This window comes from Nocardia caishijiensis NBRC 108228 (genome assembly GCF_001612825.1).
In the GTDB taxonomy this organism is placed as follows: domain Bacteria; phylum Actinomycetota; class Actinomycetes; order Mycobacteriales; family Mycobacteriaceae; genus Nocardia; species Nocardia caishijiensis.
The window spans coordinates 1-14,886 of the sequence record NZ_BDBE01000023.1; the positions used below are offsets into that span (position 1 = coordinate 1).

Annotated in this window: 14 protein-coding genes and 1 tRNA gene; 6 read left to right on the forward strand and 9 right to left on the reverse strand. The window is 68.2% G+C overall.

What is annotated here, in order from left to right:
* Nucleotides 1-177: 177 nt before the first annotated feature.
* Both NC7_RS06290 and NC7_RS06295 read right to left on the reverse strand, forming a co-directional pair.
* On the reverse strand, nucleotides 178-1,821 hold the full coding sequence (locus NC7_RS06290) for a fatty acyl-AMP ligase (protein WP_067980165.1): 1,644 nt from the start codon (nucleotides 1,819-1,821) through the stop codon (nucleotides 178-180).
* 192 nt (nucleotides 1,822-2,013) lie between these two features.
* Nucleotides 2,014-3,195 (reverse strand): aminotransferase class V-fold PLP-dependent enzyme, encoded by a 1,182-nt coding sequence (locus tag NC7_RS06295; RefSeq protein WP_067980168.1) that lies wholly within the window; start codon nucleotides 3,193-3,195, stop codon nucleotides 2,014-2,016.
* A 123-nt stretch (nucleotides 3,196-3,318) separates the two neighbouring features.
* Here NC7_RS06295 and egtA point away from each other — a divergent pair, with 123 nt between their 5' ends.
* The 4 genes from egtA to egtD all read left to right on the forward strand — a co-directional run bounded on the left by egtA (nucleotide 3,319) and on the right by egtD (nucleotide 7,997).
* Nucleotides 3,319-4,596: an ergothioneine biosynthesis glutamate--cysteine ligase EgtA gene (gene egtA, locus NC7_RS06300; protein ID WP_067980171.1), complete on the forward strand. Its 1,278-nt coding sequence runs from the start codon at nucleotides 3,319-3,321 to the stop codon at nucleotides 4,594-4,596.
* Nucleotides 4,597-4,666: 70 nt separating this feature from the next.
* Entirely contained in the window at nucleotides 4,667-6,001 is a 1,335-nt protein-coding gene (gene egtB / locus NC7_RS06305) for an ergothioneine biosynthesis protein EgtB (protein WP_067980174.1), read from the forward strand.
* Nucleotides 6,001-7,029: a class II glutamine amidotransferase gene (locus NC7_RS30025; protein ID WP_067980177.1), complete on the forward strand. Its 1,029-nt coding sequence runs from the start codon at nucleotides 6,001-6,003 to the stop codon at nucleotides 7,027-7,029. The genes egtB and NC7_RS30025 overlap by 1 nt, the downstream gene beginning before the upstream one ends.
* The gene (gene egtD, locus NC7_RS06315; protein ID WP_067980180.1) at nucleotides 7,026-7,997 is read left to right on the forward strand and encodes an L-histidine N(alpha)-methyltransferase; all 972 of its coding nucleotides are present in this window, start codon (nucleotides 7,026-7,028) and stop codon (nucleotides 7,995-7,997) included. Before NC7_RS30025 ends, egtD begins: the two co-directional genes overlap by 4 nt.
* Nucleotides 7,998-8,118: 121 nt before the next feature.
* Here egtD and NC7_RS06320 read toward each other — a convergent pair whose 3' ends face one another.
* The 6 genes from NC7_RS06320 to NC7_RS06345 all read right to left on the reverse strand — a co-directional run bounded on the left by NC7_RS06320 (nucleotide 8,119) and on the right by NC7_RS06345 (nucleotide 12,435).
* The gene (locus NC7_RS06320) at nucleotides 8,119-8,448 is read right to left on the reverse strand and encodes a hypothetical protein (RefSeq protein WP_174550199.1); all 330 of its coding nucleotides are present in this window, start codon (nucleotides 8,446-8,448) and stop codon (nucleotides 8,119-8,121) included.
* A gap of 55 nt (nucleotides 8,449-8,503) precedes the next feature.
* Nucleotides 8,504-9,145, reverse strand: coding sequence for a DUF2461 domain-containing protein (locus tag NC7_RS06325; RefSeq protein WP_067980183.1), 642 nt, complete (start codon nucleotides 9,143-9,145; stop codon nucleotides 8,504-8,506).
* A 14-nt stretch (nucleotides 9,146-9,159) separates the two neighbouring features.
* Nucleotides 9,160-9,591: a hypothetical protein gene (locus tag NC7_RS29790; protein ID WP_201449837.1), complete on the reverse strand. Its 432-nt coding sequence runs from the start codon at nucleotides 9,589-9,591 to the stop codon at nucleotides 9,160-9,162.
* A gap of 207 nt (nucleotides 9,592-9,798) precedes the next feature.
* Nucleotides 9,799-10,779 carry a ribose-phosphate diphosphokinase gene (locus NC7_RS06335; protein WP_067980186.1) on the reverse strand — a complete coding sequence of 327 codons (981 nt, stop codon included), beginning with the start codon at nucleotides 10,777-10,779 and terminating at the stop codon, nucleotides 9,799-9,801.
* Complete coding sequence (glmU, locus tag NC7_RS06340) at nucleotides 10,776-12,266, reverse strand: bifunctional UDP-N-acetylglucosamine diphosphorylase/glucosamine-1-phosphate N-acetyltransferase GlmU (protein ID WP_067980188.1); 1,491 nt, start codon at nucleotides 12,264-12,266, stop codon at nucleotides 10,776-10,778. Before glmU ends, NC7_RS06335 begins: the two co-directional genes overlap by 4 nt.
* 98 nt (nucleotides 12,267-12,364) lie before the next feature.
* Nucleotides 12,365-12,435: transfer RNA gene (locus NC7_RS06345), tRNA-Gln, on the reverse strand.
* A gap of 341 nt (nucleotides 12,436-12,776) precedes the next feature.
* On the opposite strand from NC7_RS06345, the gene NC7_RS06350 reads away from it, so the two are divergent.
* Both NC7_RS06350 and NC7_RS06355 read left to right on the forward strand, forming a co-directional pair.
* Complete coding sequence (locus NC7_RS06350) at nucleotides 12,777-13,403, forward strand: TetR/AcrR family transcriptional regulator (protein ID WP_067980192.1); 627 nt, start codon at nucleotides 12,777-12,779, stop codon at nucleotides 13,401-13,403.
* A 169-nt stretch (nucleotides 13,404-13,572) separates the two neighbouring features.
* Nucleotides 13,573-14,220, forward strand: a complete 648-nt coding sequence (locus tag NC7_RS06355; protein WP_067980194.1) for a TetR family transcriptional regulator — start codon at nucleotides 13,573-13,575, stop codon at nucleotides 14,218-14,220.
* On the opposite strand, the gene NC7_RS06360 is transcribed toward NC7_RS06355, so the two are convergent.
* Nucleotides 14,217-14,840 carry a TIGR03085 family metal-binding protein gene (locus NC7_RS06360; protein WP_067980197.1) on the reverse strand — a complete coding sequence of 208 codons (624 nt, stop codon included), beginning with the start codon at nucleotides 14,838-14,840 and terminating at the stop codon, nucleotides 14,217-14,219. The two genes, NC7_RS06355 and NC7_RS06360, sit on opposite strands and share 4 nt — an antisense overlap.
* Between the last annotated feature and the right edge of the window lie 46 nt (nucleotides 14,841-14,886).

The window sequence follows — 14,886 nt, forward strand, 5'->3', positions numbered from 1 at the left end:
AACAAACACAGTCCAATACCTTTGTGGTGCACAAAACCTCAAGCGTCTTCCGTGCACTGTGGTGGTGCACAAAACCTCGAGCGTGTTCCGTGCACCGTGCTGGTGCAAAACCCGAGCGTGTTCCGCACACCAAACAACCCGTCAGATCCCCCCTCGAGCCCCGTCAACCCCCACCCCTCAACGCAAATGAACCGCCGTAGCCGTCCGCCGAAGCTTCCCCGAAGAAGTCTTGGGCAACGCCCCAGGCCCGAGAATGGCAACAGTCCGAGGCCGCACCCCCACCTCAGCGAACACCTCGTGCACAATCTCCCGTTCGATCCGCTTCACCTCATCCGGCACCTGGTGATCATTGGATTCGACCACCACAGCGAAACTCTCCCGCTTATCGCCCGCGTCCAACCGCACCGCCACCGCGTTCCCCGGCCGAACTCCCGCCACCCGCAACGCGGCCCGCTCGATATCGGTCGGGTAGATGTTGCGCCCACCCATGATGATGACGTCCTTCATCCGCCCGCACACCACGATGAGACCGTCGTCGGTGAAGTAGCCGATGTCGCCGGTGTCGAGCCACCCGTCGGCATCCTGCGCGGGCCGGAACCCGTCGACGGTCACGTACCCCGAAGTGACAGCGGGCCCACGCAATTCGATGACGCCAACCGTGCGCACCGGCAGCGTCTGACGTTCGTCGTCGACCACGCGGCCCTCGAGATCGTCGACCAGGTGGCCGAGGGTGGGCAGGCGGCGTGGCGTGCCGTGATGGCCGTCCTCGGCGACCGGCACCGCCTTGCCGACGGCCTCGAGCAGATCGGCGTCGACGATGTCGAGCACCATGCCGTGGCCGGGGTCGGGAATCGACACGGCGAGGGTGGTTTCGGCCATGCCGTAGACGGGGGTGAGGGCGGACGGGTTGAGCCCGAACTGTTTTCCGGCCTCGGCCAGCGTGGTCATCGTGTCGGGGTCGACTGGTTCGGCACCGTTCCACATGTACCGCACGCTGGACAAGTCCATGCTGCCCGGTTCGGCTTGGCGCAGCCTGCGGGCCAGCAGTGAGTACGCGAAATTCGGTGCGGCGGTCACGGTTCCGCGGTACTTGTCGATGAGTTCGGCCCACAGCAGTGGTCGGGCGAGGAAGTCGAGCGGGGTCACGCACACCACTTCGGCGCCGAACTGCATGGGCACGCTGAGGAAGCCGACCATGCCCATGTCGTGGAACAGCGGCAGCCAGCTGATCATCACGTCGTCGTCGGTCTGGAACTTGACGCGATTGAACATCGCGTAGGCGTTGACGTAGAAGTTGCCGTGGGTGATGCGCACGGCCTTGGGTGAGCCCGTCGACCCGGAGGTCAACTGCTGCAGGGCGATATCGGTCTCGGTGGTCGGCACCGGGTCGGTGTCGGCGCCCTCGACCAGTTCGGCCACCTTCACCACCGCGATCCCGCGTTCCCGCAGCACCGGTTCGGCGGCGGCGAACGGCTCGCCGAGCACAACGGCTTTCGCCTCGATCATGTTCAGCACCGTCTCGGTGTCGCGTACCCAGACCGCGAGGTCGGTGCGTGGGGTCGGCTGGTGCAGCATGGTGATCGAGGCGCCACGCATCCAGATCCCTTGGCACACAGGGGCGATGTCGACCGGCAGCCCGGCGAGCACGCCGACGGCATCGCCGTGCCCGATTCCGGCGGCCGCGAGACCGCCCGCCATCCGCCGCGCCTGGCGATGGATCTCCCCCCAGGTCTGCCGAAGCGGTTCCTCGGGTTCTCCGGTGACCAGCCCACGCGGGCTGGACAGCGCTGTGGCAAACATTTCGTCGGTGAACCTGCTCAACGTCGGACTCCCTTTACGCCAACGATCGGTTACGGCCGTGCTCCCAACAGATCCCGCCCCGTGATTTCGGTGTCGATCCCAATTGCCCCCGGGTACCCCTGTGTGAACACGATAGCCGTTGTCTCCGACAGCTCTGTCCACACCGGGGTAATTGTTTGCCCGAGGCCGCGAGCCGACGGCGTCGGCGCCCGGTCAGCGCGATGTCAGGGTCGCCAGGGTGGCGACGAAGCGGTCGAGATCGGAGCGGCTGACGAAGTAGTGCGGTGAGGCGCGCAGGATGGCGGGGATGCCACGCTCGCTCATGTCGAGCAGCGACGAGGTGGCACGGCTGACGGTCACGGTGATCGCGTGTTCGGCGAGCCGGTCGCGCAGCTGGTCCGGATCGTGGCCGTCGACGGTGAACGAGACGATGCCGCTGTGTTCGGTGCCGAGATCACGCACGGTGACCCCCGGCAGCTCGGCCATCGCGGTGCGCAGGTACTGCGCGCCCTCGGCCACCGCCGCGTAGGCCTCGGCGGGCCCGAGCTCGAGCAGGTAGTCCACGGCGGCGCCGAGGCCGAGGCGGGCGGCCACATCGCATTCCCAGAATTCGAAGCGCTGGGCTCCGTCGGCGAGGCGGTAGTCGGTGGGGCCGGTCCAGGTGGCGCTGTGCAGGTCGAGTCGGGCGGGTTCCATCGTGTGCGCCAGTTCGTCACGCACGTACAGGAATCCGGTGCCGCGTGGACCGCGCAACCATTTGCGCCCGGTGGCCGACAGGGCGTCGACGCCCAGTTCGACGACATCGATCGACAACTGGCCGATCGATTGGCAGGCGTCGAGCAGAACGAGCGCCCCGGCCTGTTTGGCGATGCGAGCGGCTTCGGCGACCGGATTCACCAGCCCACCGTTGGTCGGCGCGTGCTGCAGCGAGACCAGCCGGACGCGCTTGTCGAGCATGTTCGCCAGTGCGGTGGTGTCGAGGCGGCCGGTGTCGTCGCTGGGAATGCGCTCGACGACCGCTCCGGTCGCGGCGGCACGTTGCAGCGCGCCGATGGCGTTGCTCGCGTAATCGGCGCCGGAGATGAGCACTCGGTCACCGGGGCGCAGCGGCACCGAGTAGGCGAAATCCGCCCATGACCTGGTGGCACTGTCGTTGAGCGCGATGGTGTCCGGGGTGGCGCCGATCAGGGTGGCGATGGAGGTCTTCACGGCGGCGAGGTCGTCGAGCCGTTCATTTGCCGCACGGTAGCCACCGATGTCGGCTTCGCGGCGCAGATGGGCGATCACGGTGTCGGTGACGACGCGTGGCGGCAGGGACGAGCCCGCGCTGTCGAGGAAGATTTTGCCGTCGGCGAGGCCCGGCGTGGCGGCGGTGATTGCGGCGAGATCAAGCATGGCGACGACCCTAGCGCCGATCGATGTTCGGCTTCTGGTCACTTTTTCTGTCGGTGACCCTCGCTACCCTGGAGACAACGACATGCGCCGAGCCCCGGCGGCGCTCACCACGTGGAGGTTGGCATGGCGGTCACCCTGGAACGTTCCTCTTGGCCCGATTCCGCCTGCGACCAGGGCGGACTGTCCTCCCGGGCAGCGGCCGAGGCCTACGTGGGCGGGGTCTGTTTCAAGCTCGGTCCACCCACTCTGATCGGTGCCGAACTCGAATGGCTCACCGCGGGCCCGACCGGCGCCCGCCCCACCCTCCACCAGCTGACCTCGGCCCTCGGGCCCCACGCTCCCACCTCCCTCGCGCCTGCCTCACCCGCCTTTCCCCTGCCCGGTGGCAGCGCCGTGACCATCGAACCCGGTGGTCAGATCGAACTCTCCAGCGCGCCCTTCGCCGATCCCATGGAGCTCACGCGACAGTTGCGCGCAGATGCGGCCCGTTTGCGGGAGCTGCTCGCCACCAGCGACATCACCGTCACCGCCGCGGCCGCCGACGCGCACCGCCCGGCCGAGCGGCTGCTCCGGCTGCCCCGTTACGCGGCGATGGAGCGGGCGTTCGCCGGAATCGGCCCGTTCGGTGCGCTGATGATGTGCAATACCGCCGCCACCCAGGTCAGCGTCGACGCGGGCGCCGACGCCGCGCAGGTGCGTGCCCGCTGGACGGCGCTCTACGTCCTCGGTCCCGCGCTCATCGCGGCTTTCGCCTGCTCACCCACCTTGCACGGAATTCCCTGCGGCGATTGGGCTTCCCAGCGGATGCGCACCTGGTTGCGGCTCGATCCGGCCCGCACCAGGCCGCCGGTGTCGGACTGGGCCGAGCCGATCACCTCCTACGCCCGCTGGGCCCTCGACGTGCCGCTGCTGTGCGTGCGCTGCACCGAGCCGGAGGCCGACTGGTCGCCGCCGCCCGGTGCGACCTTCGCCGACTGGCTCTCGGGCGCGCTCGACGACGAGGTCGGCCGCCGACCGACCCGCGCCGACCTCGACTATCACCTCACCACCCTGTTTCCGCCGGTCCGCGCGTCGGGCCACCTCGAGGTGCGCTACCTCGACACTCAGCCCGGCGAGTCCTGGACGACCCCGATCCACCTCTTCGACGCACTGCTCTCCACACCCGAGGTGGTCGCCGAGGCGACGGCCCTCGCCGCGCCGGTCGCGGGGGAGTGGGCGACAGCGGCGCGCTGCGGATTGCTCGACCCGCAGGTGCGCCGGGTCGCGGTGGAGGTGCTCGAGCTCGCGGCCGACCATGCCCGAACACCCGCCGCGGCACAGGAATTGGCCGATGCGGCACAGCGATGTCGCCAGGCCCGCAGCCCGGTGGACAAGCTGAACGGCACGGACGGCCCGCGATGAATCGCCGCCGCGCGCACCCCGGCCGTTGTTCGAACACCCCTGCCACCCAGCATTCTTCGGAGATCCACTCGTGACTCTTTCCGCACCCGCCGACCATGCCGACCGTGAACGCACCCGGGCGAAGATCGCCGAGGTGCTCGCCCGGGCTCGCCGTCGTACCGCACTGCTCACCGACAGTGTCGACGAAGCCGACCTCGTCGCACAGCATTCCCCGCTGATGTCGCCGCTGGTCTGGGATCTCGCGCATATCGGCAACCAGGAGGAGCTCTGGCTGGTCCGTGATGTCGGCGGTCGCGAACCGGTGCGCGGCGATATCGACGAACTGTACGACGCGTTCAAACACGCGAGGGCGAACCGCCCCGCCCTGCCGCTGCTGAACCCGGCGCAGGCGCGTGGCTACGTCGGCACCGTCCGAGAGAAGGTGTTCGATGTTCTCGAATCGAGCCCTTTACTCGGAAACCCCCTGGTGGACAATGGTTTCGCGTTCGGCATGATCGCCCAGCACGAACAGCAGCACGATGAGACCATGCTCGCCACCCACCAGTTGCGCCTCGGCGGGCCGGTGCTGTCGGCGCCACCCGCGCCGTCCGCGCCGGTGCCGGTCGGCGGTGAGGTGATCGTTCCCGCGGGCGAATTCACGATGGGTACCTCCGCCGACCCGTGGGCGCTGGACAACGAACGTCCGGCGCATCCGGTGTATGTCGAGGGCTTCGCCATCGACGTCGCCCCGGTGACCAACGAGCAGTACCTGGCCTTCATCGATGACGGCGGGTACGAGCGGCGCGAGCTGTGGTCGGAGCGTGGTTGGGCGCACCGGCAGGAGGCGGGGCTCGTCGCGCCGCAGTTCTGGGAGCGCGAGGGGAACCAGTGGAGTCGACGGGTTTTCGGGGTGCGCGGCGCGCTGCGGCCACGTCAGCCGGTCGTGCACGTGTGCTGGTTCGAAGCCGAGGCGTTCGCGCGGTGGGCGGGAAAACGCCTGCCGACCGAGGCGGAATGGGAGAAGGCGGCACGGTTCGATCCGGCCACCGGTTCGTCGCGGCGCTACCCCTGGGGTGCGGACGAGCCGAGCGAGCGCACCGCCAATCTCGGTCAGCGGCACCTGGAACCGGCGGAGGTCGGCGCGTATCCGGCCGGTGCGTCGGCAACGGGGGTGCATCAGTTGATCGGTGACGTCTGGGAGTGGTGTTCCTCCGGTTTCGAGGCCTATCCGGGGTTCCGCGCGTTCCCCTACCGGGAGTACTCGGAGGTCTTCTTCGGTGGTGACTACCGGATCCTGCGCGGCGGCTCGTTCGGCACCGACGAGGTGGCCTGTCGCGGCACCTTCCGCAACTGGGACCACCCGATCCGCAGGCAGATCTTCGCCGGATTCCGGCTGGCCCGTGACCTGCGCGAGGACGAACGCTGATGTGCAGACACCTCGGCTACGTCGGCCCGCCGGTCGCGGTCGGCGAATTGGTCTTGCGCGGAACGCATTCGCTCTACGCCCAGTCGTGGGCACCGCTGGACATGCGCGCTGGCGGCACCATCAACGCCGACGGTTTCGGCGTCGCCTGGTGGCGTCGCGCGGAGGTGGGTGTGGCCGACGTCCGTGACGCGGTGACCCGCTACCGCAACCCCGCCCCCATCTGGACGGACCCGGCCGTCGCCGAGGTGCTCGGCCAGCTGGAGTCGCGCGCCGTGCTCGCCGCCGTCCGCTCGGCGACCGTCGGCATGCCGATCGAACGCTCCGCGTGCGCTCCCTTCACCGACGACCACTGGGCATTCAGTCACAACGGTGTCGTGCCGGACTGGCGAACCACCCTCCCCGCCGTCCTCGCCGACCTCGCGCCAATCCTGAACGCGTCCGCGCGTCGCCCGGCGGCATACGGGAACGGTGTGACCGACCGGGCGCCCGAGTTCGCCTCGCCGAACGCTGCGGTCGACGCGGCGGCGTATGGGAACGGTGCGACCGACCGGGCGGCCGAGTCCGCCGTGCCGGACCCGGCGATCGACGCAGCGCATCGACCACCGGCACCCGGTCCGGCCGAGGCCGACCGGTTCGCGTCGGCCTCGGTGTTCCTGCGGGCCGAAGCTCTCACCGACGCGGCCGCGTTGTGGGTCGTACTACGCGAACTGCTGGCCGTGATCGACCCTGACGGCCCGGTCACTTCCGCAGGTGAAGCGCTGCGACTGCTGGTGAACTCGGTGCTGCGTCATCAGCCAACCGCGCGCTTGAACCTGTTGCTGGGCAACGGTTCCGAGCTCTGGGCGACCACCTGCTGGCATGCCCTGTCGGTGCTGGTCACCGACGACTACGCCGTGCTCTCCTCCGAACCGTACGACGCCGATCCACGGTGGCGACCGATCGCCGATCGTCAGCTGGTGACCGCCTCGCCCGGCCACTGCACCATCACCGCTCTGGAATTCCCCGCCTCCGAAAGGGTCCGTTCATGACCGCGCCGCTGCTGGACATCCACCTCACCGACGCCGATCTCACCGAGGCCCTGCGTTCCGACGCTCGCGCCGGGCTCACCGCCGACCCGAAGTCGCTGCCGCCCAAGTGGTTCTACGACGCGCGCGGCAGCGAATTGTTCGAGGCGATCACCGCGCTGCCCGAGTACTACCCGACCCGCACCGAGCGGGCGCTGCTGCGCGAGGTGGTCGGTGAGATCGCGGCCGCGGCCCGCGCCGACGTGCTGGTGGAGCTGGGTGCGGGGTCGGCGGCCAAGACCCGACTGCTCCTGGATGCGCTCACCGCCGTCGGGACCCTGAAAACGTATGTGCCGCAGGATGTGTCCGCATCAGCGCTGCGTGGTGCGGCGACCGAACTCGCCGCCGAGTACCCGGGTCTTTCGGTGCACGGCGTGGTCAGCGATTTCACCGACACCCTGCACAACCTGCCGAGGGGCGGGCGGCGCATGATCGCCTTCCTCGGCGGAACCATCGGTAACCTGGTGCCTGCCGAGCGTGCCGAGTTCCTGACGGGCATCCATGAGGTTCTCGAACCCGGTGAGCTGCTGTTGCTCGGCGCGGGCCTGGTGGTCGACCCCGAGATCGTCGTCCCCGCCTACGACGACGCCGCGGGGGTCACCGCCGAGTTCAACCGCAATGTCCTGCACGTCCTCAACCAGCGCCTGTCCGCCGATTTCGAGCCGGACAAGTTCGAGCATGTCGCGCTCTGGGATCCGGCGAACGAGTGGATCGAGATGCGCCTGCGCGCCACCGAGGCCACGACCGCCACGGTCACCGATCTCGGTCTCACCGTCGACTTCGCCGAGGGCGAGGAGATGCGCACCGAGATCTCGGCCAAGTTCCGCCCTGAAGGCTTGGCTGCCGAACTCGACACGGCCGGTTTCACCCCCACCCACACCTGGACCGACGCCGACGACCGCTTCACCCTCGTGCTGGCCGAACGCCGCTGACCCGAGCGACGAGCTGTCGCCCCTGCCGCAGGCGGGCGGGAGCTCCGAGCGCCCGGGTTACACGGGCGATTCGAGTCGGCCGCAGGTGTCGACCGAGTCGTTTGCCGGGTCGGGACGTCGCCTAGAGGTCGAGTTCGTCGGCGAGACCCTCGCCGCTGATCAGGTTCTCGTCTCCGTCGAGGTCGGCGTTGTCGAGGGAGTCCTCGTCGAAGGCGCGGACGGCGGCCTCCTCGGCGGGGCGCTCGTCCTCTTCCCCTTCCTCGCGGCGGGCGCCGCCCTCGGTCCACTCCTCGGACAGTTCCTCGTCGATGCCGAGGAAGCCGTCGTCGTCGGCTTCGCGATTGCGGATGACGTAGTCGGCGGGCGGGTCCTCGACATTGCGTTCGTATTCGATGATGTCGTCGGCCTGATCGTCATCGCCCATGTCCATGTCCAGCGGTTCACGGCTCATGAGGCCAGTATCGGCCGGTGCGCCGACCGGTGCCAGGACGCCACGCCAGTGCGGATCAGTCGACGCCTTCGAGGACCGCGGCCAGCCATTCGACGAGTGGGCGCAGTTCGTTCCAGGCGCGCCGGACCTCGGTCACAGCGGCGGGGGTCTCCAGCCAGTCGGGTGCGCCGTGCTCGCGGCGGACGATCAGCGACTTGTGGCGCAGCAGCGCGAGACGCGGATGGTCGGCGGGATAGCCCTTGGGTCTGGTCTTGAGCTGTTCGCCGCCGAGGACGTAACCCGCGGCCGTGATCGTGGCCAGGATGTGTTCGAGCTCGCGGCCGCGCACGTCGTTGTCGATGGTGGCGCGCAGGGCGGCCAGGGCGCTCGGTTCGGGCCGGAAGCAGCCGCCGCCGACGGACAGTCCGGCCGCGCTGATCTGCACGTACCAGCCGACTCCCGGCGCGAGATGCACGACTGCGCCCTGATGAGTCTTGTACGGGGTCTTGTCGGCGGAGAATCGCACGTCACGGTAGGGCCGGAAAACCCTGGCCTCGCCGAACTCCGCCGTCAGTTCGGCGGTCAGCGCGACCATCGGCGCCCGCACCGCGTCGTCGTAGGTCTGCTTGTGCGCCGTCCAGAAGGCCTTGGAGTTGTCGGCCTCGAGATCCTCGTAGAAATCGAGACCGGCCAGGGGGAAACCGGTGAAAGCGTTCATCGTGCGTGCGGTTCTCAGTTCTGTGACGGGATGATGTCGGCGTCGAAGAAGAACACCCGGATCGCCAGCCCCGCGAGCAACGCGAACAGCGCCGCCACGGCCGACCAGTTACCGAGCGGCTCACCTTTCTTGTTCCCGTACAGCCCAGCCGCTATCCCGAGCACGCCGAAGATGATCGGGAAGAACAGCAGGGCGATCACGGCGAACACGAACGCCACCGTCGACCAGGTTTTACCCTCGGGCGCCTCGGCCTCGGCGTCGGTGTCCCCGACCGGCAACCCGCCGTAGGAGACCTCGGGCCGACCCGGATACCTGGCCTCGTGCGCCCCGTGGGACGGCTCGACCGGCTCATCGGACAGCGAATACGACACCTCGGGCCGCTCCGGCTTGGCATGCCGAGGCCGATACTCGCCGCCCCCGGATTCGGATTCCTGCGATGCACTCATCGAGACCTCCCAGATCGGGCTATCGCGGGGCTACCGTCTCCAGTATCACCCAACAAGAACCCGACCTCGGACATCGACAACTGATTTCGTGAGCACATGGGTAACTCACCGGGTACGAGCTGACCCACCCACCTCACGAAGCTTGCCGCGTCCCCGACTCAACCCCGCGCCTGAATCTGGCCAAAAGACGCGGGGAGGCGGAACAGCTCAAGCGTTGCCGTTGAACAAGCCGGTGACGGAGCCGTTTTCGAAGACCTCGCGGATCGTGCGAGCCAGCAGCGGCGCGATCGACAGCACCGTCAGCGTCGGGAACTTCTTCTCCTCGCTGATCGGGAGCGTGTTCGTGATGACCACTTCCTTGGCACCGCAGGAGGCCAGCCGCTCGGCGGCCGGGTCGCTGAGCACACCGTGGGTGGCCGCGATGATGACATCGCCCGCGCCCGCTTCCTTGAGCACCTTCACCGCGCCCGCGATGGTGCCACCGGTGTCGATCATGTCGTCGATCAGCACGCAGGTGCGGCCTTCGACGTCACCGACGACGCGGTTGGACTTCACCTGGTTGGGGACCAGCGGGTCGCGAGTCTTGTGGATGAACGACAGCGGCGTGCCGCCGAGGGCGTCGGCCCACTTCTCGGCGACCTTCACGCGACCGGCGTCGGGGGAGACCACGGCCAGGTTGTCCGACGGGTAGTTGGTGCGGATGTACTCCGAGAGCTGCACCAACGCGTGCATGTGATCGACCGGGCCGTCGAAGAAGCCCTGGATCTGATCGGTGTGCAGGTCGACGGTGATGATGCGGTCGGCGCCTGCCGTCTTGAGCAGGTCGGCGACGAGGCGGGCGGAGATGGGCTCGCGGCCGCGGTGCTTCTTGTCCTGGCGCGCGTACGGGTAGAACGGCAGCACGGCGGTGATGCGCTTGGCCGAACCGCGCTTGAGCGCGTCGATCATGATGAGCTGTTCCATCAGCCACTGGTTCAGCGGCGCCGGGAAGCTCTGCAGCACGAAGGCGTCGGAGCCGCGCACCGACTCCTCGAACCGGACGAAGATCTCGCCGTTGGCGAACTCGCGCGCGGTCTGCGGGGTGATGTCGACATCGAGTTCCTTGGCGACCTGCTCGGCAAGCTCAGGATGGGACCGGCCTGCGAAGAGCATCAAGTTCTTCTGATTGTCGATCGAGAACGCGGTCACTGCTGGTTGCCATCCTTTTGCTCGATTGCCTTGTTCGACGTCTCGTCTGCTGCGATGGCTTCCGCCGCCGCGCGTGCCGCAGCGGTTCCTGGACGGTAACGCTGCACCCAGTTCTCAATGGTGCGCTGTGGTCCACCCGACACGGCAAGTGCCCCCGGTGGAACGCTCCTGCGCAGTACAGTACCCGCACCCGTATAGGCGCCGTCACCCACGGTGACCGGAGCGATGAACATGGTGTCGCTGCCGGTGCGCACATGGGAACCGACCACGGTGTGGTGCTTGTTCACCCCGTCGTAGTTCACGAAAACGCTGGACGCGCCGATGTTGCTGTACTCGCCGATCGTCGCGTCACCGACGTAGGTCAGGTGCGGCACCTTGGAGTGCGCGCCGACCGTCGCGTTCTTGGTCTCGACGAACGCGCCGAGCTTGCCTTCCTCGCCGAGCACCGTGCCGGGACGCAGGTAACTGAACGGGCCGACGTTCGCGCCGTCGCCGATTTCGGCCTGCTCGCCGTGGGTGCGCACCACCTTGGCACCCGCGCCGACGATCACATCGGTGAGCGTGGTGTCGGGGCCGATCTCGGCGTCCTCCCCGATGTGGGTCTCGCCGAACAGCTGGGTGCCGGGGCGGAGCACCGCGTCGCGCCCGATCCGCACGCTCGCGTCGACCCAGGTGGTGGCCGGATCGATGACGGTGACGCCCGCGCGCATGTGCCGTTCCAGGATGTACCGGTTGAGCGTGGCACCGGCCTGCGACAGCTGCACCCGGTCGTTCACCCCGGTGACCTTGTTCGAGTCGACCAGCCGGGCGCCGTGCACCGGGTGCCCGGCCTCGCGGGCCAGCCGCAGCACGTCGGTGAGGTAGAGCTCGTGCTGGGCATTGGCCGTGGACAGCCGCCCGATCATGGTGCGAAGCACGGCGGCGTCGAAGGCGTAGACGCCGGAATTGACCTCTTTGATCTTGGCCTGGGCCGGGGTCGCGTCGGCGTGCTCCACGATCTCGGCGACCTGACCGTCGTCGTCGCGCACGATCCGGCCGTAACCGTTCGGGTCGTCGGGGACGAAGGTGAGCACGGTGACCGCCGGTCGTTCGGCGTAGCTGCGGTGCTCGTCGAGCAGGGCGCCGAGGGTGTGCCCGTCGAGCAGCGGCACATCGGCGGAGGTCACCAGCAGATCACCGGTGAAATCGGCGGGCACGGCCTCGAGCGCGCACTGCACGGCGTGGCCGGTGCCGAGCTGCTGTTCCTGTACCGCGCAGACGATTTCGCGTCCGAGTTCCTTGCCGACCTCGGCGACGGCGGCCCCCACCTTGTCGCGATCGTGCCCGACGACGGTGATCAGATGCGTGGGGTCGATCTCCGCCGCGGCGTGCAGCGCGTGCGAGAGCATCGAGCGTCCCGCGAGCGGATGCAGCACCTTCGGGGTCTTCGACCGCATTCGCGTCCCAGCCCCTGCTGCGAGAACGACGACGGCGGTCTGCGGTGGCATGGATCTCCCTCGGCTGCCGATCAGCGAGTGTGCTGTGGCGGGTTCGGTCGGTCGGTGATGGGGTGCGGGCCGACGATACGTCACTGTGCCCGTGTGTGCTCCGCCGCCAGGACTCGAACCTGAACTATCTGAACCAAAATCAGAGGTGCTGCCATTACACTACGGCGGATCGCCACACCAGTGGGCTGCCAGAGCCCACCACTGTGCTACGGCACGGCCATGATCCTCGCATAGCGGCCCGCCTCTCCGCGAATTTTGGCTTGTCCGCCACTCCGCGAATTTGGCCGGACTCAGGTGCGTGGAGAGTTGGGAACGCGGCAAGCGTGCGGAAGTGGCCTGGTCAGCCGGTACCCGACGAGTTGCCCATGTGCTCGCGAGATCAGTCGTCGGCAGGGTGGGGATGTGGTGGCGTCGTGTGGTCTGAGACAGTTGGGGGTGGTGGGTCCGGTAGGTGGTGGAGAGGCAGGGAAGTTGTCTTCTAGTGAACCGGGGCGTGTTGCCAGACCGAGGATGACGGGGACGCAGCGGCGTCAGCAGTTGATCGAGATCGGTCGCGCGTTGTTCGCCGAACGGGGGTACGACGCCACGTCGATCGAGGAGATCGCGCAGCGGGCGCAGGTGTCCAAGCCGGTGGTCTACGAGCATTTCGGGGGTAAGGAAGGGCTCTACGCGGTGGTGGTCGACCGCGAGATGTCGATGTTGCTCGACATGGTCACCTCCTCGCTCACCCAGAACCGTTCGCGGTTGCGGCTCGAGCAGGTGGCGCTCGCGCTGCTCACCTACATCGAGGAACGCACCGACGGCTTCCGCATCCTGGTGCGTGACCAACCCGCCCCGAATGCCGACGGCCGGTACTCGAGCCTGCTCAACGAGGCCGTCAACCAGGTGGCGCACATCCTCGCGGGCGACTTCGGTCGCCGCGATCTGGACACCAGTCTCGCCCCGCTCTACGCCCAGGCGCTCGTCGGCATGGTCTCGACAGCGGCCACCTGGTGGCTCGACGAGCGTGACCCACCGAAGGAAGTGGTCGCCGCGCATCTGGTGAATCTGTGCTGGAACGGTTTGAGCCACTTGGAAGCCGAACCGGGTCTCAGCTCCGAATGGAATACGAACATCGCGGGACCCAAGCCGGGGTAACCGGTCGATAGCGCCCGTGCCGGAAGCGAATCCAGGATTCGGGTGCCCCCGAAGGGTCTGGTGGTACGGTTCACCCATCCTTTTGGGTGCTGCCGGGCGGTATGTCGATCAACTTCGGGATGTCGGTCTACTTCAGGATGGCTGGATTATTGGATGACAGGCGGATCTGATGGCTAGGCAAGCGCGCGCGGAGATCACCCGCGACTCCGTCCTTGCTGGCGCTGCCGATGTCTTTCTCCGTTTGGGCTACGCCAACGCGAGCCTCAGCGAAATCATCGCGCAGTCCAATGTGACCAAGGGTGCCTTGTACTTTCACTTCGGCTCCAAGGAGGAGCTGGCGCGGGCGGTGGTCGATCAGGGCAACGAACGGCTCATCGGGTCGTGTCAGGGCTTCTTCGATTCCCGGGTGCCCGCGCTCGAGGCGTGTATCGGCATCACCTACGTGGTTGCCGACCTGTCGATGAACGATCCGATGGTCGGTGCGATGCTCAAGCTCACCCATCAGATCGGTGACTATCGCGGCGCCCAGGGCGACAACATCGCCAAGACCTGGGGCGAGACGTACCGGGTGCTGTCGGAGCGCGCGATCTCCCAGGGCGACCTGCTCGCCGATCTCGACGCCGAGGTGGTCGGGCTGCTGTTGCAGGAGCTCACCGCCGGTGTGCACATCGTCGCGGTCGGCACCGAGGCGATGGACCAGATGGCCACCCGGATGGAACGGGCCTGGTACTTCCTGTTGCCCTCGATCGTTCCGCCCGAGAAGCTGTCGTATTTCCGGGAGTTCGCGGCGCGCAGGTTGCGCCGCTACGTGGTCTAGACGCTGCGGTCGGTGGCGAGCACGGCCCGCACGTCCGCGTCGGCGCCACTCGCCGCGATCCGCACCTCGTCGCGGCCGAAGGCGTGCAGCAGCAGTTCCGACGGCTGCCCGGTGAGCACCACCGCGTCGCCGGTGCCCGCGTGCGCGGTGATCCGCTCGCCCGCCGGGGTGGCCAGAACCAGCGGCGCCGGTGACTTGCGATAGTTCGCCCGGGCGACCGCGCGCAGTGCCCGCCACAGCCGCGCCTCGTCGGCCTCGGCCAATTGCCTTGGTTCCCAACCGGGTTCGCCACGGCGGATGTCCTCGTGATGGATGAACATCTCGGTCAGGTTCGCGATCGCGTCGACCGGGCGCAGCGGCGACCACAGCGGTGGTCCGGTGCGGATCTGCTCGGCGAGCACCGGGAACGGGCGCTGCCGGATCTTGGCCTGCTGCTTGTCGAGATAGCCGGACAGGGGCTTCAGCAGGATGCCGAGCGCGGCGTCGGGCCTGCGTTCGCGCACCACCAGGTGGGCGGCGAGGTCGTAGACCGTCCAGGTGCCGCACAGCGTCGGTGCGTCGGCGCCCGCCGCGAGCGCCGACTGGACAAGGGCGTGCCGTTCACGTTGAGCCAGACTCACGCCTGCGACCCTACGCCGAGGCGGCGGTGTCTCGCCCAGCTCGGGA